Source organism: Culturomica massiliensis, from assembly GCF_900091655.1.
Taxonomy (GTDB): Bacteria; Bacteroidota; Bacteroidia; order Bacteroidales; family Marinifilaceae; genus Culturomica; species Culturomica massiliensis.
Genome location: NZ_LT594621.1, coordinates 3068290 through 3089254 on the forward strand (window position 1 = coordinate 3068290; position 20965 = coordinate 3089254).

Annotated in this window: 18 protein-coding genes; 7 read left to right on the plus strand and 11 right to left on the minus strand. The window is 40.9% G+C overall.

Annotated features, from left to right (window positions below):
• Window positions 1–149 precede the first annotated feature (149 nt).
• Together BN8908_RS13970 and udk are read left to right on the plus strand one after the other, a co-directional pair.
• A complete protein-coding gene (locus BN8908_RS13970; RefSeq protein ID WP_021989452.1) occupies window positions 150–1658 on the plus strand; it encodes a glutamine synthetase family protein in 1509 nt (502 codons plus the stop codon).
• A gap of 120 nt (window positions 1659–1778) precedes the next feature.
• A complete protein-coding gene (udk, locus tag BN8908_RS13975) occupies window positions 1779–2393 on the plus strand; it encodes a uridine kinase (RefSeq protein ID WP_021989453.1) in 615 nt (204 codons plus the stop codon).
• 274 nt (window positions 2394–2667) lie between these two features.
• On the opposite strand, the gene BN8908_RS13980 is transcribed toward udk, so the two are convergent.
• The gene (locus BN8908_RS13980) at window positions 2668–3996 is read right to left on the minus strand and encodes a sensor histidine kinase (RefSeq protein WP_068691238.1); all 1329 of its coding nucleotides are present in this window, start codon (window positions 3994–3996) and stop codon (window positions 2668–2670) included.
• Between the two features lie 31 nt (window positions 3997–4027).
• A complete protein-coding gene (locus BN8908_RS13985) occupies window positions 4028–5392 on the minus strand; it encodes a sigma-54-dependent transcriptional regulator (RefSeq protein WP_021989455.1) in 1365 nt (454 codons plus the stop codon).
• A 275-nt stretch (window positions 5393–5667) separates the two neighbouring features.
• On the opposite strand from BN8908_RS13985, the gene BN8908_RS13990 reads away from it, so the two are divergent.
• From BN8908_RS13990 to BN8908_RS14005, 4 genes are all read left to right on the plus strand, one after another.
• On the plus strand, window positions 5668–7002 hold the full coding sequence (locus BN8908_RS13990) for a TolC family protein (protein ID WP_068691240.1): 1335 nt from the start codon (window positions 5668–5670) through the stop codon (window positions 7000–7002).
• 40 nt (window positions 7003–7042) lie between these two features.
• Complete coding sequence (locus BN8908_RS13995; protein ID WP_068691241.1) at window positions 7043–8293, plus strand: efflux RND transporter periplasmic adaptor subunit; 1251 nt, start codon at window positions 7043–7045, stop codon at window positions 8291–8293.
• A gap of 134 nt (window positions 8294–8427) precedes the next feature.
• Complete coding sequence (locus BN8908_RS14000) at window positions 8428–9144, plus strand: head GIN domain-containing protein (protein ID WP_068691243.1); 717 nt, start codon at window positions 8428–8430, stop codon at window positions 9142–9144.
• Window positions 9145–9179: 35 nt separating this feature from the next.
• Entirely contained in the window at window positions 9180–9902 is a 723-nt protein-coding gene (locus BN8908_RS14005) for a head GIN domain-containing protein (protein WP_068691245.1), read from the plus strand.
• An 83-nt stretch (window positions 9903–9985) separates the two neighbouring features.
• Here the strand turns inward: BN8908_RS14005 and BN8908_RS14010 are convergent, their stop codons facing one another.
• The 6 genes from BN8908_RS14010 to BN8908_RS14045 form a co-directional block, all read right to left on the minus strand.
• On the minus strand, window positions 9986–10231 hold the full coding sequence (locus tag BN8908_RS14010) for a hypothetical protein (RefSeq protein ID WP_148453342.1): 246 nt from the start codon (window positions 10229–10231) through the stop codon (window positions 9986–9988).
• Window positions 10232–10422: 191 nt separating this feature from the next.
• The gene (locus BN8908_RS14015) at window positions 10423–10854 is read right to left on the minus strand and encodes a hypothetical protein (protein WP_068691249.1); all 432 of its coding nucleotides are present in this window, start codon (window positions 10852–10854) and stop codon (window positions 10423–10425) included.
• On the minus strand, window positions 10838–11854 hold the full coding sequence (locus BN8908_RS14020; RefSeq protein WP_074042471.1) for an RHS repeat-associated core domain-containing protein: 1017 nt from the start codon (window positions 11852–11854) through the stop codon (window positions 10838–10840). Before BN8908_RS14020 ends, BN8908_RS14015 begins: the two co-directional genes overlap by 17 nt.
• A 1055-nt stretch (window positions 11855–12909) precedes the next feature.
• Entirely contained in the window at window positions 12910–13296 is a 387-nt protein-coding gene (locus tag BN8908_RS14035) for a hypothetical protein (RefSeq protein ID WP_068691256.1), read from the minus strand.
• Window positions 13293–13850 (minus strand): hypothetical protein, encoded by a 558-nt coding sequence (locus BN8908_RS14040; protein ID WP_148453348.1) that lies wholly within the window; start codon window positions 13848–13850, stop codon window positions 13293–13295. The genes BN8908_RS14035 and BN8908_RS14040 overlap by 4 nt, the downstream gene beginning before the upstream one ends.
• A 107-nt stretch (window positions 13851–13957) precedes the next feature.
• Window positions 13958–14539, minus strand: coding sequence for a hypothetical protein (locus tag BN8908_RS14045; protein ID WP_148453351.1), 582 nt, complete (start codon window positions 14537–14539; stop codon window positions 13958–13960).
• A 584-nt stretch (window positions 14540–15123) separates the two neighbouring features.
• Here BN8908_RS14045 and BN8908_RS14050 point away from each other — a divergent pair.
• A complete protein-coding gene (locus BN8908_RS14050; RefSeq protein ID WP_005794072.1) occupies window positions 15124–16104 on the plus strand; it encodes an IS30-like element IS4351 family transposase in 981 nt (326 codons plus the stop codon).
• Between the two features lie 27 nt (window positions 16105–16131).
• On the opposite strand, the gene BN8908_RS14055 is transcribed toward BN8908_RS14050, so the two are convergent.
• The 3 genes from BN8908_RS14055 to BN8908_RS14065 form a co-directional block, all read right to left on the minus strand.
• Complete coding sequence (locus BN8908_RS14055) at window positions 16132–16644, minus strand: toxin-antitoxin system YwqK family antitoxin (protein ID WP_068691263.1); 513 nt, start codon at window positions 16642–16644, stop codon at window positions 16132–16134.
• A 352-nt stretch (window positions 16645–16996) separates the two neighbouring features.
• A complete protein-coding gene (locus BN8908_RS14060) occupies window positions 16997–17296 on the minus strand; it encodes a colicin immunity domain-containing protein (protein WP_068691265.1) in 300 nt (99 codons plus the stop codon).
• 3 nt (window positions 17297–17299) lie between these two features.
• Window positions 17300–20938 (minus strand): RHS repeat domain-containing protein, encoded by a 3639-nt coding sequence (locus tag BN8908_RS14065; protein WP_068691267.1) that lies wholly within the window; start codon window positions 20936–20938, stop codon window positions 17300–17302.
• Window positions 20939–20965: the final 27 nt, after the last annotated feature.

The window sequence follows — 20965 nt, forward strand, 5'->3', positions numbered from 1 at the left end:
GGAAAATCAATTAAAAATTCTAATCATTCCCATTCTTTTCCTTATAATTTTATATTGAAAGCCGACATTTATTAATAATTCATTACAATTCATTTTTAATTCAGGATATTTTTCCTAGTTTTGTCTCCGCAAACGTTAACACCAAAGACATGGAAAACAATTATATTTTGAATCCTAATCCTTTAGTACAGTTTTTACAAAAAGAGCAAAAAGACTTTACCAAAGCCGACATCATTCGTTATGTAACAGAAAATGAAATCGAAATGATCAATTTCCGCTATGTAGGCGGTGACGGTCGTTTGAAGACATTGAATTTCATTATCAGCAGCCTCGAACATCTCGACAGTATATTGACTTATGGGGAAAGAGTGGACGGTTCGAGTCTTTTTCCGTATATTGAAGCCGGATCGAGTGATTTATACGTTATTCCACGTTATCGCACAGCCTTTCTGAATCCGTTCAGCCAAATCCCGGCCATCGATATCTTATGCAGTTATTATACAAAAGAAGGTAAACCGCTGGAAAGTGCCCCGGAATACACCTTACGCAAAGCACACGAAGAATTCAAAAAAGTAACGGGCATGGAGTTCCAGGCCATGGGTGAATTGGAATACTATGTAATCAGTGAAAAAGAAGAATTATTCGAAACCGCCGATCAACGGGGATACCACGAATCTTCTCCGTTCTGCAAATGGGGTGATTTCCGTTGCGAATGTATGCGGGCCATCGCTCAGGCAGGAGGCAAAATCAAATACGGACATTCCGAAGTGGGCAATTTCACCATTGGTAACACCCAATATGAACAAAACGAAATTGAATTTTTACCGGTAAACATTGAAGAAGCTGCCGATCAATTGGTTATTGCCAAATGGATCATGCGGACACTGGCTTCCCAATACGGCATTGATCTCACTTTCGCACCGAAAATCACAGCCGGGAAAGCAGGCAGCGGCTTACACATCCATACCCGTCTGGTGAAAGACGGCAAGAACATGTACATCGCCGACGGCAAACTGACAGACAATGCCCTGAAAGCCATTGCCGGAATATTGGACATCGCCGGCTCGCTGACGGCCTTCGGTAATACCAATCCAACTTCTTATTTCCGGTTGGTTCCGCATCAGGAAGCACCCACCAACATTTGCTGGGGTGATCGCAACCGTTCCGTATTGGTAAGAGTTCCGCTCGGCTGGACCGAAGGAGCTGAAAAAATGGTTTCCGATGCCAATCCGTTAGAAAAAGCCGATGCTTCATTCGATGCCGGTATCAAGCAAACCGTAGAATTCCGTTGTCCGGATGGTTCCGCAGACCTGTACCTGCTATTGGCCGGCCTGGCTGTTGCCGCCCGCCATGGCTTCGAAATGCAAGACGGTATTCAGTATGCTAAAGACCGCTATGTCAGCGTAAACATCTTCGACGATGCTCACAAAGCAACAGCCGACCGCCTGAGCCACTTACCGGCATCCTGCGCAGAGTCGGCAGAATGTCTCGAAAAACAACGGAGTATTTACGAAGCTCACGGTGTTTTCAGCAAAAATATGGTCGATGGTATCATCAAACAACTGAAAGCTTTCAACGACCGTACATTACGCCAGGATATCGGAGACGACAAAGCCCGCCTTACTGAATTGGTAAAGATGTATATGAACGCAGAATAAGATCGGTTGCCGAAAGCTTTTGCTATTTCAACGATCTCTTATAAACCAAAAGTCGAAAGTCTTTCCTGATTTTCGACTTTTGACTTTTTAAAATATATTTGCAGAAACAAATCCATTAACATGAATACGACAGTTATCGGTGTTGCCGGCGGTACAGGATCCGGGAAAAGTACTCTAGTCCGTAAACTACAGGAAGCATTTGCAGAAAAAGATGTAGTTACACTCAGTCACGATTTTTATTACAAACCTCACAACGATATCCTTCTGGAAGAACGGCGTAAGCTGAATTACGACCATCCCCAGTCCTTCGATACCGACATGATGGTAATGCATGTCGAAATGCTGAAAAACGGCATACCGGTAGAACGTCCGGTCTATTCATTCGTCGATCATACCCGTTTGCAACAGACGATCCCTGTTGTCCCGGCCAAAGTGCTCATCGTAGAAGGTATTCTGATTTTCGACAGTAAAGCTCTACGCGACCTGATGGACATCAAGGTTTTTGTCGATACCGATGCCGACTTACGTCTGGCCCGCCGGATTTTGAGAGACGTGGCCGAAAGAGGACGCACCATGGAATCGGTTATCAACCAATACATCGGCACTGTAAAACCCATGCACGAGGAATTTGTCGAACCGTCTAAAAAATATGCAGATGTCATCATCCCGGAAGGCGGCTTCAACTCCGTTGCCATCTCTCTGTTAATCGAAAACATCAAATCAGTGATCAGATGAGCAATTGCAGATTCAGGACTACAAACTCCGTCTCTTCCTGGTGCATATCCCTTGTTTATCGCTCAAATTTACGATGGGGAAATCTGTATGTCCAATTTAAAATCTGAATTTACAACCTGAATTCTTTTCAGAACTTTACTTATATAATGCGGCAAAAATCGTAAATCGTAATCCCCAAATTACACAATGAGTCCGTCCCAGTGTGTAATTTTTACGCCGACTTGTCTTCAAATTCAAACTAAATCTGCCGGCATAACAAAAAACGTAAATCGAATTACAGCTCTATCGTAAAACGGGTTTCCTTATCCGGAACGGAATGAACCCGTATGCTACCGCCGTGAGCCCGCATAATCTGACGGGCAATACTCAAACCGATACCGGATCCTTGCTCTTTCGTCGTAAAGAAAGGTACGAAAATCTGCTTCATCAGTTCTTCCGGAATACCGGGGCCATTATCCTTTATTGTAAATATTGTCCTGTTATCTTCTGTTTTCCATACCTTGACTTCAATCGCTGCATCTTTCCTTCCCCGCAAAGCCTGAATTGCATTTTTTACAATATTGATCAACACCTGTCCCAGCAGATTGGCATCGGCATACAACTTCAAATCTTCCGGAACTCCGGACATATCGATCTTCACCGAATTGAAATTATCTTCGGCACTACACAGAATCACAATCCGCTGTACGAATTCACTGACATTGAACAACTCCCGGCTGGGTGTCGGTATTCGCGTAAATTTCCGGTACGACTCGACAAAAGAAACCAAACCTTTACTGGTTTCGCTGATGACATGCAACCCGTTCATCGCTGTCGGACGGATAGCGTTGGCATCTACGCTCTGATCTTCGTACAAATTCAACAAGGTATCGCTCAAAGAAGTAATCGGTGCTATGGAGTTCATAATTTCATGGGAAAGCACACGAATCAACTTGATCCAGGACTCGATTTCTTTTTCATCCATTTCATTATTAATATCGTGTACGACGACCAATCTCTGTGCCTCATTATCGATCGTAATTCCAGTTACCTTAATACTCAATTGTACCGTTCCTCTCTCCATCGTCAGAGAAAAAGTCTTGTTATCCCCCGGTTTCAAGGAATCGAAAAGCGAGGTCATTGCCGGGTCAACCCGGTCCAACTGACGCGTGTGGGTAAACACATTCAATCCCAGCAATTTCAATGCCGCAACATTGGTTTGCAGAACAAACCCCTTCGGATTCAGAATTACAATACCCGAATGTATACTGCTCAGAATCACCTCATAAAATTTTTCTTTCTGTTGAGCCTCTATCCGGGTTTTCTGAATGATATGCTTCATCTTGTTCAGAATATAATTCAGAAACATTTCCGCACTGGTTCCTTTCTTCTCCCGAAAATTCACAGAATAGTCGTCATTTTCCATCGACTCGAAAAAATATGCCAGTTTACGGTTCACTGCATTATAAAACGTCAGTGTTTTAGAAACATAATATACCACGACCAATGCCGCTATAACTCCCCAAGCGTTGTATCCTCCGATAAAAAGAATACATGTCGCTACGGAACAGGAAATAATAATCAGCAGGAAAAACAACAGATGCAAGGATATTCTTCTAAACATAGTTATCTGATTAAGTTCCGGACAGCCGGTATTACAAACCGTATTTCTTCATTTTATTATACAAGGTCTGCCGGGTTATCCCCAACTGAGTTGCAACAGCCGACAAATTTCCGTTACTACGATCCAGAGCCAGCTTGATCATTTGTTTCTCCATATCTTCCAGCGTCTCATTCCGGTCGATAAAGGTCGTGGTCACCGTTTTAAAGAAAAAGTCCGAAGGTTTGATCGTATTCCCTTCACACATAATCACAGCCTTTTCTATAGCATGCTGCAACTCCCGGATATTCCCCGGCCATTTGTATTCCAGCAGCTTGTCTTTCGTCGCCGGCTGGAGCCGGATCATCTCTTTACCGTATTTTGAAACATATTTTTTTAAGAAATATTCAGCCAACGGAATGATATCTTCCTGCCTTTCACGTAAAGGCGGTATCTCGATATGAATGGTATTGATGCGATAGAGCAAATCTTCCCGGAAATGATTTTTCTCCACCATCTCCTGTATATTACGGTTGGTAGCACAAATCAAACGTATATCCGTATCGATCTGTTTATTCGAACCCACCCGCACAATCTTCCGGCTTTGCAGGGTAACCAGCAATTTTGCCTGTAAAGCATACGACAGGTTTCCGATCTCATCCAAAAACAAAGTACCTTTATTGGCAGCTTCGAACTTACCGGCACGATCTTCACGCGCATCTGTAAAAGCCCCTTTCACATGCCCGAACAATTCGCTCTCGAAAAGCGTCTCCGTCACAGCTCCCATATCGACAGAAATCATCACTTCATTGGAACGGTTTGACAAACGATGAATTTCTCTGGCAATCATCTCTTTACCCGTCCCGTTTTCTCCCGTAAGCAATATATTGGCATCCGTTTTAGCCACTTTGCATACCAGATTATAAACCTGCATAATAGCAGGAGACGTTCCCCATAACATGGAAGGTTCGCTATTGAGTTGATTCTTCAATACATTTTTCTCTTCTTTGAGTTGCTTTACTTCACTTTGGGATTCCCGCAAACGGTAAGCCGACAATAAAGTTGCCACCAGTTTGGCATTATCCCAGGGCTTCACAACAAAATCAGCAGCCCCTTCTTTCACCGCTTTTACCGCTAACTCAATATCGGCATAGGCTGTAAACAACACCACCGGGATTTCCGGAGCCAATTCTTTTATCCGCGACAGCCAATAAATTCCCTCATTTCCCGTATTAATCGCAGCCGAAAAATTCATGTCCAGCAAAACAACATCTACCCGCTCTGCGGACAACACCGTAGGAATCCGGTCCGGAAGCGTCAAGGTAATCACTTTCTCAAAATATGTTCCCAACAACAACTCTACCGCCGTCAATACGGATTTATTGTCATCTACAACCAGTATTACTCCTTTTTTAGCCATAACATTCGATTTAATATTCCAAAACTACAAATCGTTCTGTTATCTCCCTATACATGTGTCTAAAAAATAGACATTTTTGAAGTTTTTTTTCTATCCCTGCTTCATGCCGAGAAACACTTGTAAAAATATCACACAACATTGTCTATTTTTTAGACAGTACACATTTGAAGTGTCAATTATAAAAATTTGTAAATCAATATATTAATAATTTTGGCACGCTTTTGGCAAATGCTAAGGCAAAGTGCAAAAGTAATATCACGAAAAAAATAGATAAAATGATAAAATTCAGTTTTACTTTAATGATTTTGCTCTCTTTTCTATTTCAAAGTCAGGGGCAGGACAAAAAATGGACATTGCAGGAATGTATCGACTATGGAGTAGATCGCAATCTGAGCATGGAACGTCAGTTACTAAACAACAAAACGGATAATAAAAATTTAAGGGATGCCCGTTTGGATCTGCTTCCCAGCGTCGACGGTTCTTCCAGTTGGAACTATAACTTCGGACGTTCCATCGGTGCCGACAATACCTACATCAACACACGTAATATTACGAATTATTACAGAGTGGGGGCTTCTCTTAACCTATTTTCCGGTTTCAGAGCCATCAATACTCTTCGTTACCGGAAGGTTTCCCAAATGAAAGGCTTGGAAGACTCTGAAAAAAAGGCCAACGACATTGCTATCAGTATCATGCAGGCATTTTACGATCTGGCCTATGCAGAAGGATTAATCGAAATTTCAACCGAACAACTGGAAAATGCCCGTCTGCAACTAAAACGGATGGAACGGCAGCACGAGCTCGGGATGAAACCGAAAAGCGATTTATTCGATATACAGGCACAGGTTGCAGAAAGCGAATACAACCTGATTGCCAACCAAAACCGCAAAGCCACGGCCTTGGTGACCTTAAAACAAGCCATGAATTACGAGGAAGAAAAAGAAGGCTTACTGGACATTAATGTCAGTTCACTGAGCAGTGCGCTTCCCCAAAATCAGGAACTCGATATAAAAGCACTTTACGAAAAAGCCCAGACTGACCTTCCACAAGCCAACTCTGCGGAACGTGCTTTCCGGGCCGCCCAGCTCAACTGGTACATTAGCAAAGGTAACCTTTTCCCGTCCTTCAGTGCATACGGCGATATTTCGACTTATTATTACCACACCCAAGACGCTTCTTATACCTATCAGTTTAGAAACAACATGGGTAAGAGTTTCGGTTTCCAGGTGAACATTCCGATATTCGGCGGATTATACAGGCATTCGAATGTTGCCCGTGCCAAATATCAAATGAAAGACGCTGAGTTCGCTTACCGGGAAACACTCCAGGACGTTTACAAAGAAATCGAACTGGCCGTATTGGACCTGAAAGCTGCTTCCCAGGAATTCGACATGGCCATCAAAAAGGAAAATTTCAGTGAATTATCTTACGAAGCGAACAAAAAGAAATACGAACAAGGTCTGGTAACAATCATCGATCTCAATACCAGTGACAATAATTTGCGTCAGGCAAAACACGACGTGCTGAAAGCCAAATTAACCTATGGGATCAAGAAAAGAATGATCGACTTTTACCAGGGCAGTCCTTTGCAAACAAAGATTCAACATTAAAAATACAAACATTTGAATAATAATTAAAATACTATATATCATGGACAAGGTTATCGAACAAAAGAGAGGATTAAAGAAAAAACATATCCCTTATCTTATCGGAGGTGCATTGGCACTACTCTTCATCGGCTGGCTGATATTCGGAAATCACAGTTCGACCTTACGGGTAGAAAAAGATAAAATCACCATCGAAGAGGTACGGAAAGGTACATTTAATGATTATATCCGGATCATGGGAAATGTGGAACCGATCATGTTTTTCCAGTTGAGTGCTCTGGAAGGAGGACGGGTTGTTGAAAAAATCGTGGAAGAAGGAGCTATGGTAAAAAAGGGAGACATTATCGTTAAATTGGAAAACCCCAACCTGTCGATGGAAATCCTGAAAAGTGAAGCCGACCTGGCCTATCAGGAAAACGAATTGAGAAATACATTGCTCTCCATGGAAAAAGAAAAACTGAGTATTCGTCAGGAACGTCTGCAAAGCGAATTGACGGTCACCCGTAACAAACGTAAATACGATCAGAATAAAAAACTGTATGAAGAGGACCTGATCGCCAAAGAAGATTACCTGACAGCCAAAGAAGATTATGAAACATCCGTTGAAAACAACAAAATGCTGATTGAACGTCAAAAGCAGGACTCCATCTACCGCGAAATCCAGGTCGAAAATATGCAGGAGAGTTTGAACAACATGCGGAGAAACCTGAAACTGGTACGGGAAAGAAACGATAACCTGAATGTAAAAGCACCGATCAGCGGACAATTGGGAACCTTATCGGTTGAAATCGGACAAAGTGTATCCAGCGGCATGGAGATCGGGAAAATCAATGTTCTCGACAACTACAAAGTCGTAGCGCAAATCGACGAGCACTATATCGACCGTGTACGTAAAGACCTGGAAGCTTCTCTGGAACGCCAGGGCACAAACTTCAACATGAAAGTGCTGAAAGTATATCCGGATGTAAAAGGCGGACAATTCAAGACAGACCTTTGTTTCGTCGGAGAAATGCCTGAAAATGTTCGTACCGGACAAACCTATCACATCAACCTGCAATTGGGACAAGCCGACGAATCGGTACTCATCCCGAGAGGTGCCTTCTATCAAAGCACCGGCGGTCAATGGATATTCGTACTCTCGCCGGATGGCAGCGAAGCTTACCGCCGCACAATCAAGATCGGCAAACAAAACCCGCAGTATTATCAGGTAATTGAAGGTGTAGAAGCGGGAGAAAAAGTAATTACATCGGGTTATGAAATGTACGGAGACAACGAACGACTGATATTAAAATAAAAACTACCCGGAAAATTGATATCCGGGAAAGCGGAACAAAAGATATAAAACATACCTTATTTAAATAAAATCAAATTTTACTGTAACATTTTACTACCTATCAACGTCTTAATTAATAAATAGTAATAGATATCATGAAAACTTTATCTTTTTTCACACTCCTGATTTGCGCATTATTCGCCTTTTCAGCATCGGGGCAAGACATTGTCGGTTCCGGAAATCCCAAATCGGAAATCCGTAAAATAGCCTCCTTCGAAAGCATTGATGTCGGGCTTGCTTTCCAGGTAACTTTGACACAAGGCAAATCACAGCGCGTGAGTATCGAAGCCGATGACAACATACTCCCCTATATCGTAACGGAAGTAAAAGACAAAAAATTATACATCAAAATGTCCGGTAACCGGGGATTCGATTCAAAATGTCCGATGAAAATCGACATCACAATCCCGGCTCTTCGTGAAATCGAAGCCAGCGGAGCTTCTTCCATCAGCAGCGAGTCGTTATGGAAAAGCCAGGAGATGGAACTGGATATCTCTGCTGCTTCCAAATTAACCCTCCGAATCGACGTGACTTCACTGAAACTCGAGCTTGCCGGAGCCTCCAAAGTAGACTTAAGCGGAAGTGCCGGAGTTCTGAAAGCCGAAGTTTCAGCAGCAGCCAAACTGAATGCAGAAAATCTGAATGTACGTAAAGCCGACATAGAGGTTGCCGGGGCAGCCAATGCTGAAATAACCGTAACCGAAGAAATTGAATACGAGGCAAACGGAGCTTCCAAGCTTACTTTCAAAGGTTCTCCCCGTGTTCTGAAAGCCGAAGTTTCAACAGCCGCTTCTGTCAGCGAACGCAAATAAATAACATCAAACAATAAATTTTACAACATTATACTATGAAGACTATTTTCTGTTTACTATTGACAATTATGATTTCAGCCTGCTGCTACGGCTGGAAAACCCAGAAATCCATCAAAGGATCGGGTAACGTACAAACCGAAGAACGGAATGTCACTTCTTTCAACGAAATAAAAGCCAGCCGGGGTATACATGTTTTTCTTACCCAAGGGGAGGCCAAAGCTGTAGTCGTAAAAACCGACGACAATATCCAGCCTTACCTGGAAACCGTTGTCAAAGACAATGCATTGGAAATCCGGATTGTACAGGATGTCAATATCGAAAAAGCAACCCAAATGGACGTATATGTAACTGTACCTTTATTGAAAGAAATAAAAGCGACAACATCCGCCAATATCGAAGGAACAGCCCCCTGGGAATTCACAGATCTCGACATCAGCACAACTACATCCGCCAATATCAACCTTGATTTAACCGCTGTCGCTATAGATGTGAAGGCAACGACATCAGGCAGCGTAACCCTCAAAGGGAAAACGGAAAAGCTCGAAATCAAAGCAACAACTTCCGCCCAAATAAAGGCCGAAGAACTGACAGCCCGTTTTGCAGAAGTAGGAGCAACAACAAGCGGAGACGTCTATATTTATGTAACAGACAAATTGGAATATAAACTCACTACCGGAGCAAATCTGGTATACAAAGGAGATCCTCGCGTTACTAACGCAGCAACTTCTACCGGCGGAAGTGCCACACACCGGAAATAAGATAAAGTTAGACATATTCAGGCACATGAAGCCGACTGAAAAATAAAATTTTCGGTCGGCTTATTTATGTTTAAGACACCTGATTACCACACTCCTGACGCATACCAAACGGATAGTAATCGTTCTGCTCTTTTACCGATCCCACTCACCACGCCCTCTCCAAAAAGCCCGCTTTCAAAAACAAAAAAACTTCCCCTAAGCCAATACACTAAACTTTCCACATAAGCATAACCGTTGCTGCCCCTGCCCGATACCTTTAACTTATCCCCTTCGTAACCGTATTCATAACCAGCTATAATCGTACCACCTTCCCTGACATTATGTAACAAATTTAGAAGACTGTATTCAAAATTCAAATTTATTCTAAGGAATAGGAAAAATAAATAGATAAAAAATCCCGGCAGAAATTCTGCCGGGAAAGTAGTAAAACAGTCTTATTCCTTATCATTCAATCTTTCTTTACGAAGAGAATAAAGAACTTCAACAGCCAAACAATATCATAAAACAAAAGGGAAACAATTTATCTTTTTCTAACTCTTATCATTTGTCCTTCAGAAGTTTCTAAATCAAAAGTATATTTTTTGTCTTTTGATAATGGGGCTAATCTTTTCTTATACTTCTTTTTGTCTAAATTGTAAATTTTAAGAATAACAAATATCTGTTCAAACCAATTCTTTCCTATTTCGATTTCATAATTATAAATTTCCTGTTTCCCTTTAGATGAATATTGATAATAATCAAATTGAAGAAACAAGGTAATTTCTTGCTCTGAAAGAATCAGATTATAATCTTCGGAACTCAATGATAAATTACCTGCGTAGTAGTTTATATCTATTCTTTTCAAAACATTCATACCTTGCTTAACTATAATTACAGGTTTAGTTAATGAGGTTGCAATTTCTCCATCAACACAGACTATAAAATCAAAATTTTTTCTATTTTCTTGAGCCATAGAAATTTGACATATAAATAGGAATAAAATCCAATACACACACTTTTTCATAATTTTCATTTTTTATTATGTTTTGAATAGCTTTTCTCGTAAATTCTACTTGTAGCGTTGTATTCCTATTATAAATAACCGCCCCATTGGGTCTATTGGGAAAATTTAAAATCCCATTAGAGTTTATAGTAGCAGTCTTTACAGTTCCCAAAGGTCCGACCATAATATTTGTATTATATTGACTGAAAGTTCCTCTGTCTGTTGCTGAAGGAATACTTGCCGATTGCGGAAATATTTGGTTACCTACTTGTTGTACTGTTGTAGGGTGAGAATGGATTGTAGCTTCTGCGTCTGCAGGTGTTGTTCCTGCTGGTAAGTTTGGTAAACTTGTGGTAGCTGTTTGAACTCCATTAACAACAGTAGGCATAGAGCCTGTTTGCCCCTGAATAACTGTTCCGTCTTTCATAACAATTGAAGACTCTTCCATTAACCCACCATTGGCAATAGTTCTGTCTAAAACATTTAGGCTTTCTTTTAAAGTAACATCACTTGGTAAAGTTACTCCAGACTTAACATTATTCAAATCAACATTCCCTTTGATTTTTAAAATTTGCCTTGCTTCTATTTTATCAGTAACAACTATTTTAACACCATTATCAACTCCGTCAGTTCCAATCTTTTTACCGGCTGTATTATATAAATCTGTATCAAAATCAACCGCTATTCTACCGTCAGGGTCAATATATCTTATGGGATTATTCCCGCAATAAGCATACAGACTCAAACCGTAATACTTCTCCAGCAACGGGTCCACCCCGAACCAACGCCCCGATTCCGCATCGTACATACGGGCGCCGTAGTCCAGATACCTTAAACCGCCCGTTGTCTGCTCCTCCTTGCCGTTGTATTTAAAACGGTTACCGGCAAACAAAGCGTAATTGCTCCGCTCCTGACGCATTCCGAAAGGATAGTAATCGTTCTGTTCCTTGACCGATCCCGTCTGATCCATGACCAGGCGGATACTGCCCAGGTGGTCTTTGATATGATAACAGGCACCCCCGAATAAATACGGCCCTCATTAAAGCCTGCACTCTCGAAAGTCAAAGAACTGCCGTTAATCTGATAAATCAGACTCCCGTAATATTCGTAACCCCGGCCATCGGCCCCGACAACCGAAAGCTTCATCTCGTCGGAAGCATACGTATAAGTCGCTACACGGCGGCCCGATTGGATTACGCCTGATAACAAATTTAAAAAATTATTACGTAAATTAAAACAAATAGAAACATAACTCAAACAATACGAATCGCTTTTCATTCGTCTTATAATTAAAATTCAAAAGAATACAGATAAAAAATAAGTCCGGCATACTACCGGACTCATCCTATAATCATTATGAATTATTACGTATAAATTTTAATTTTAAGGTATATATTTATAATTTATGGATACCTTCTGAATTTCTGTAGTCTCCAAATTTATTTGGGGTCCTTTAAGAATAACTTTTAACGTTGGTAATATTGTTAGTAATTCATGCCTATAATCGAATTTGTCAGCACTTAAGATAGGAGTCGTTCGAAATATTGATATTCCCGAACAAATTTCAATGGTTTCATGCGGTTCCAAATAATATTTGACAGGTAGATCATAAATAGTATTGCCCTTTATAATTACATATAATCCCGGAAACATATCAACATGAGAAAGCCGATAATCTCTGTTATTATAATTATAGCAATATATAACATCAACATCAGATTCATTATCCCATATCTTTCTTAATTGAAGCCTTTGAACTGTATCCGTAACATTTTTAGGTTCTAATATACGAATATACCGTTCATTTATCACAAAATAAAAATGACTGTTACGAAAAAGCGTTAGCATAAAATTAGGGATTGTTGATCACTTTTTCTGAAAAGGACGATTTTGGGAGAGAAAAAAGACGAGAACAACCAAGATTTAACAGAAATAGGCAAAAAATACCTTAAAAATGATTTTTTAGCGGCAAAGCCGCCCGCCCTTGAAAAGGAAAGCCCCGCTATTTTACGGAGCTTTGATTACTTATTTTTTCCGTTTCAAAATGGTATTGCCAAGTTTTAATTGATTTTTATTCAAAATCGTTATTTTGATATTTCCCTCAATATAACCTCCACCCTGCAATGCTCTTTCTATATCGTTCAAAACAGGATTTCTGTTACACATTATCTCTATCAATTTTCCATTTGACAAACTCCATTCACCCTTACATTCAATTTTTGACAAATCAAATAACTTTACCAAAGAACACGTATTATCGCTATTCAATTCCAATAACACATAAGTAGATAAAGGACTTTTCCTACCCTCTAATCCGTCAAACGAGCCACATAAAGAACCAACTGTTAATTGCTGGCTTTTACAGGATACAAACAAAATTAAAATTACTGAATATAATAAAATTCTTTTCATCGTTTATAATATATTTTGGGAAGTGATTTTATATTGTAATTAGCCGGTAACCCTCTAAATGATAATACATTCCAAGGATATGCTTGAATAAATGCATCTCTCGTTGAATTAATATTTATAGGTATCAATCCCGTATTTGCTGAGCTAGCAACAGTATAAGGCATTGCCCCTGTTGCATCTTTTAATCCTTGTACCCAAGAGGGTGTAATTGCACCAAAAGAATTTGCAACATGCGTAGAAGACAGCCCCGATATTGATCCCGGGTCATAAGCAAACTGAGCTTGATACGCCGCAATCTCATCATATATATCTTGGGCCAATGTACCTCCTGTCTCTGCATTAAAAGCAATATCTCCTGTCTCAAATTGTCCAGCATGAGTTACCTCGTGAACAAAATCCCCAACACCCAAAAGCTTCCTACCGTCAGAAACATACGTATAAACCGCGACACGGCTGCCCGATTGGATTATGCCTGATAACAAATTTAAAAAATTATTACGTAAATTAAAACAAAAAAAGTAATACCAAAACGAAACGGAGCGTTTGGTATCCAAAATTAAAAGGGATACCGGTAAAAAACCGACCGAAAGAAAATCCTTTTCGGCCGGTTTTATAAAACAATCCTATAATTTCTATTTAATATAGATTTACATAAATATTACTACTGAGATTCTCTACAAGAATCAATCAGACGGACATTTAAAATTTTCGATGCTTCTAAGGTAAGATGAGAATCTATATAAAATATCTTCAATGTAGGTAGTATTTCCAAAATCCGATCCGTATAATCCATCACTCCATAATCTTTTATCAACAAAGAACTCTTTGAAAGTATACAAGCATGATCATATAGTGTAACTGAATCTCCCGAATTCAGAATGACAGAAGGCGGCAGTAAATCCAGTGTATCATTCCCCAATATCCCTGAAAAACCATTCCAATATGGATTACACCTGCCACTATCTTTATATTCTCTATTTTGAAAAGTAAAATGATAATACAATAATGCATCATCAATATAACTTTTAAATTGCTTCAAATACAAAGTTACAATTGTATCGGTCCTGTTTTCTATAACACAAGTCACCCGAAATACTGGACCAACTTCAAACACGTCAGAATCCGCGTCTTCCGGAATCACAACATTGCATACAGACAAATCCTTGACAACCATTGTCAATTGGGTATATCCAACCGTACTACCCGATACAAACAAATAAAACAATACGATATATTTTGCCATATTCATCTTAATTTACTCCAATTATCGGTAATTTAATTACAGATAACGGATATATATAATTTTTTTCGCCCATATATGTGTTTACTCTTTCCCTATATAGTTTTGTTGTATTTAAATAGCTATCATGGGAAGTCTGTACATTAAATGCACGACGTTCCTTTAAAAATATGCATATCAAAAGAGCATAAGTTCCAAATTACTTTAAGGCTTTTAATTTAATCAATATCTAAAAATCCTATTGAAAATCTCATTTTTTAATTTTCCGATGACAAAAAATAAACATTTGCCATCAACATCTAAATCGCTTAAATAGAAAAACACAATCAAAACTGTAAAAATAATTTTAAAATTTCCTTTTTATGGTATAGTAAAACAATAAAGTCCAGCATTAAGCTGAACTTTATTCTAAATAATAAACTTGAGTTCAACTTATAAATGCAACTTTTTGGGTGCGGATAATAAGCAATAAAAACATTTATTTTTCAGAGAGGAAAGAGAGACAATGTCCCCCTTTCTCTCACTCTGAATGGATAAAGTTTGCTATCTTTGCTTTAATTGTCCGTCCAAAGAAAAAAAAGTTGCAGATGAGCAAACATATAACCGAGGAACAAAGGTATGCAATTTCTATGATGTTGCAAATACCGATGAGCAAAAAAGCAATAGCGGAAGCTATCGGAGTAGATAAAAGCACTGTTTACAGGGAGATAAAGCGCAATTGCGACGCCCGAAGTGGTAGCTATAGCATGGAGCTTGCCCAGCGAAAAGCAGACAGGCGCAAGCAGCAAAAACATCGCAAGGAAGTGCTTACACCGGCAATGAGAAAACGGATAATAAAGCTGTTGAAGAAAGGATTCAGCCCGGAGCAGATTGTCGGCAGGAGCCGCTTGGAGGGAATTGCGATGGTATCTCACGAAACGATATATCGCTGGATTTGGGAGGATAAGCGGCGGGGTGGCAAACTGCACAAATATCTTCGCAGACAAGGTCGCAGGTATGCCAAACGTGGTTCTAAAAATGCAGGGCGAGGATTTATCCCAGGCAGGGTGGATATTGATGAGCGTCCCGAGATAGTGGAACTGAAGGAGAGATTTGGTGATTTAGAGATAGATACAATTATTGGTAAGAACCACAAAGGTGCCATTCTTACCATTAACGACAGAGCAACAAGCAGGGTCTGGATACGCAAGTTGTCGGGAAAAGAAGCCATCCCGGTAGCTAAGATTGCAGTATGGGCACTGCGGAAAGTGAAAAACTTAATACACACAATTACGGCTGACAATGGAAAGGAGTTTGCAAAGCACGAGGAAATTGCGCAAAAATTGGAAATAAAATTCTATTTTTGCAAACCATACCACTCATGGGAACGTGGTGCCAATGAAAACACCAACGGGCTTATCAGGCAGTATATCCCAAAGGGTAAGGACTTTAGTGAAGTAACCAACAAACAGATTAAGTGGATTGAAAATAAACTCAATAATCGACCTCGTAAAAGACTTGGATACCTCACGCCAAACGAAAAATTTAAACAAATTATTAATCAGAATTCTGTTGCATTTGCAAGTTGAATTCAGCAAATATTTTATCGTTTAATTTTAAGGTACTATGGTTTTCTCTAATTTTCCCATATTGTATACCTCTGTTTTAATGGTATCACCCTGCTCATTCATATAATACCAAATACCGTTGTTCACTCCTCTTTTACTTTGACCAAATCGTTTTACATTACCATTCTCATAATAAGAGATAGCTTCTCCATCAAAAAAACCATCCTTAAAATTTACGATTTGGTAGAGTTTCCCACTTTCATAATAAGATTTACTTAAACCATCCTGCTTACCATCCTTCCATTCTGTATAAAGTTTAATCTTATTATTACAATATGAAACTGAAATTCCCTCAGGACGTCCATTTTTATAATAGCGAATAAATATTGTATCTCCCCGACTATTATATTCTATGAATTCACCATGCAATTTGCCGTGCTTATAATGTCTGGTCATAATGAGATTGCCATTCTCATCATAATAGTTCCGTTCCCCATTTATAAAAAAACAACCATTTATTAATAAAATTGATGTTATACAAAAAATAATCCTTGTTTTCATATCAATTACAATTTACGGTATCCATTCTTCACTTATATATTTTTTCACCATGGGGTCACCACTCGCCTGCTTGTTTTTATAAAACTGAATCGTTTCAGTAACGTGCAATCGCCTGTATTTTTTCTTTCGAGTACCCCCCCACCAAATGCTTACGGTTCTGGTTTGAACATTTGTTTTCCGGATGAAAGACCATAGGCTACTGTACAATTTTACTGTGTCCCACACCTGATGATACAACTGTAGCAGCCTATCCCCTAAGGCTAGGGTTGCTTACCGTTTATGTAAGCAGCCTCTGCCCTAGGGAATGGGCGAGTGTAATATGCCATCTTTAGAATGCCGGACCAAAGCCCAACTAAAGCGGGCTTTGCTTTTTTAATTTCTCTTTTGTTTCAAATACCTTTTGTCGAAGTTCCACTTCTGTATAAAAACCATATGGTAAACCTAAATGGTCTTCTTCATAAGGAGAGAATCGACCAGCTACAGTTCCTAATTCAGCAAAAACTTGACTTTCCAAGTTGCTTAAAGTTGTATTATCCAATTCTAAATCATAACAATAATAAAATTCATCACAAAAAACAGAAGCTGTAATTGTTCCTGCTACATACATATCCATTAATTGATATAATCTTCTTTTATCTTTCTTATCAAACATACATTATGGAATTAAAGGTAATGGACCTAATGCTTTTTGAGTGTATTTAAAATGCCAAATAGAATTGGTCGTTTGGTCATAAAGTATCTCCAAATTATATTGTGTTCCATTTTTCCACATTGGAGTATAATGCATCAACGCACGAGAACCTCCGGGGTCAGGTAATCCCTTCGTGGTTTTAAGAACATCATCCATAAATTGAAGTGGAACTTTACGCCTTGGTTCTGTCATATGCTGAGCAGCCGTTTTGCCAAAATTATACAATTCTTTTCCTCCCCCCTTAGCAGTACCCCTCGCCAATCCCTGCAATCCGGAGATTCCGGCACTTAAACCTGTAGCAACCAACTCCGGATTAGTCCATTGGCTTAAAGCTTCGCTCCATCCCATCCGCAAAGCATTAACCATTGTCGGATTCAACATATAACGGGCTGCATTATTACGCGACCAAGTCGTTGAAAATTGATCCAGAGCATTGAGTTGAGCTTCCGAAAATTGGTAATCAGCCAACCCATATTCTCCTTTTAAATAATCATTAAAACCGGAAGAATTAATATATTTGACATCCCAGCTCGAGGCTTGTAAAAGCGCCAAAAAATCAGCAATCCGATCATCAGGAACTTTTATAACATCGTCACTCTTATCTGAAGATTGAAATATTACATTATAATATTTATCTACATAATGGGTACTAAGCTGACCATCCGGATCAATATAGATAAGCGGATTATTCCCGCAATAAGCATACGGACTCAAACCGTAATACTTCTCCAGCAACGGGTCCACCCCGAACCAACGCCCCGATTCCGCATCGTACATACGGGCGCCGTAGTCCAGATACCCTAAACCGCCCGTTGTCTGTTCCTCCTTGCCGTTGTATTTAAAACGGTTACCGGCAAACAAAGCGTAATTGCTCCGCTCCTGACGCATTCCGAAAGGATAGTAATCGTTCTGTTCCTTGACCGATCCCGTCTGATCCATGACCAGGCGGATACTGCCCAGGTGGTCTTTGATATGATAACAGGCACCCCCCGAATAAATACGGCCCTCATTAAAGCCCGCACTCTCGAAAGTCAAAGAACTGCCGTTAATCTGATAAATCAGACTCCCGTAATATTCGTAACCCCGGCCATCGGCCCCGACAACCGAAAGCTTCGTACCGTCCGAAGCATACGTATAAGTCGCTACACGGCTGCCCGATAGGATTACGCCTGATAACAAATTTAAAAAATTATATTCTAAATTCAAAGCTTTCCGGCTGTCGGACAACATATTTCCGTAGTTGTCATAAGTATAAGTTCCGTTTACCCCGGATACATTCAGGCCTGTCAAACGATTTCCGGTATATTGATACGTATATGCCTTTGACGACAGTCCGGTACTCTGACGGTTTAATGTCAGCAAGTTGCCGTTTTTATCATAGGTAATGCCCTGTTCGAAATAGGCTATCCGCTTTATATTGTTTTCATAATATTCGTTGCCCGCAAACCGGTTCAGGTTATCGTAAGTAAAAGTATACAACGACGTATTTTTCAAAGGAAAAACACAGTCCCATTCCGAAATATTCCCGTTGTAACAGGCCGTTCCTTTCGTCGGATTCTCATAACGCAGATTCATCGTAAACTGCGTGCCCGACTGACGGGTCTGCAAGCCCCTGATATTATAAGCCCTGGTATCCGTATACAGATTATTACCGTAAGTTACATTCTGTAGTTGCCCCAACTCGTTATACACATAGGTGGTTTTTGCTTTTTCCTCCCCACCCAGATAAACCGTCTGACTGAGCAAGCGGTTGCGGTTGTCGTACGTATTTACCTGTTTTACGGTCGTCGTCACACCGTTGACCGTATGACTTTCCTGAACAGCCACCACATTCCCGACAAAGTCGTAGGAAACACTGTACCGGCTGATGCCGCCCCGCCGGTTTTTCTCCACCGTCTGTATCAGACGCCCTTTCCGGTCGTAATAAAAAGCCCGCTCGATATAACCGGCCGAAGAGGTATGGAGGACCTGCATTTTACCGTCCAGAATCCGCAATTTCTCATATACTTTCAAGCCGGCCGTACGGGTATCTGCAGTAGCACCGAAGCCCGTTACGGCTGCAAAATTCAGGACGGCATCGGAAGGACGGGTCTTATAGGCATATTCGGCCAACACGACCAAAGCCGAAGAACTGCCGTAGCGGCATTTTTCCCGTATCAAACGTCCCAGCGCATCGTATTCATAGGCGGTATATTTGTCTCCCGAGGTTTTTGAAATCATCCGGTGGGCCGCATCGTACGTATAGGTCTCAGCCGCTACACCCGGCAGCTTACGGCTGCTCAGCTCTCCTTTAGCATTATAGGTATAGCGGTAACAATAGTTGTCGAGATCCGCACTGCTTACCGTTGCCGATGTATTCACGGCCGGAGGCACCACACACAGCAAACGGTTCAGGGCATCGTATATGTAATAGGTATCGGCCGTATTCGAAGCATCGATGTAACGCCGTTCCAACACTGTATTACCGGCTTCATTGGTATATACCACACTGCGTTTCCCGGCTTCATCGGTCACTTCTGTCCGCTTCAGCGTTCCCGCCTCGTAATAACCGAGCGAAACCAATGTACTGGCCAATGTTCCCAACCGCTTCACCTCTCCGCTGCCGTTGGTTCCATAGCCATACCGTATCGTATGACCCCCGCCGGGACGGTAAGCCTCCCCCGGCTTACTCTCTTCGAGTATCCGGTTTAAAGCCGACGACTCATATTTTTTGCTTACACGGGCATAATTCCCTTCCGATCCGTACAAAGACCTGTAATAGCCCGCCTGATCGCTCAGGGCCGTTCCCGTATAAGAAACCGAGGACAAAGCCGGATAAGCCAGCAAGCCGCCCACATCACGCCCCAGAAAATCAGGTATGACAGGGGTAACAAGGTCTTTCCCGGCAGGAGTTGCCGCAATACTTTTCTCTTGTATCATCCGGCCCAAACCGTCGAAAAACACAATATCCCGGGTATTACCGTAACCTCCGGGCTCCCGGTAAGTTGTCGTGATGATTTTATTTTCCGCAAAAGGAGCAAAAGTCACCTGCCCCTGCATCGTTTTCACGGCACTCCCTTTGACGGCCTCCACACTGTAGGTTCCCGGAGGCACATCCCCGTTAAACGAAAAGCCGAAACCCGTTCCCGGCTTCGTCTGCACAACTGTACCAGAGCGTTTCAACCGGTACGTAACTCCCGTTTGCGAACCGCTTAAAGAAACCGTACGGGTTTGGGTGTTTCCGCTGACCGCATATACCTGTAAGGTAAAAGCTGCTTCCTGGGTAACCATGCACATATTACTTTCGGAACGTATCCGAAGAGAGCGGGAAGAGCCTGTGGTATTGGCGGTATAACTCACCACAAAATAATAATCTGCAGAGTCCGTAGGTCGCTTTACTGTTAACCAATTACACCCTATCACATTTTGTAACTGATTTACAAAAGAATCATATACCTGCCAAACTGTATAACCGGGCTGTATCTGATAATGCAAAGTAAAAAAACCGCCTCCCGACGGTACATCCATTTTCGTTTCCGTAAATCTCTGTACCCCGGCTACCGATTGCCCCATCCCATAAAGAAAAGACAACCAAAGAACTGTCAACAATATTATCTTTTTCATAATCGTCAAAACATTTAATAATTAGTT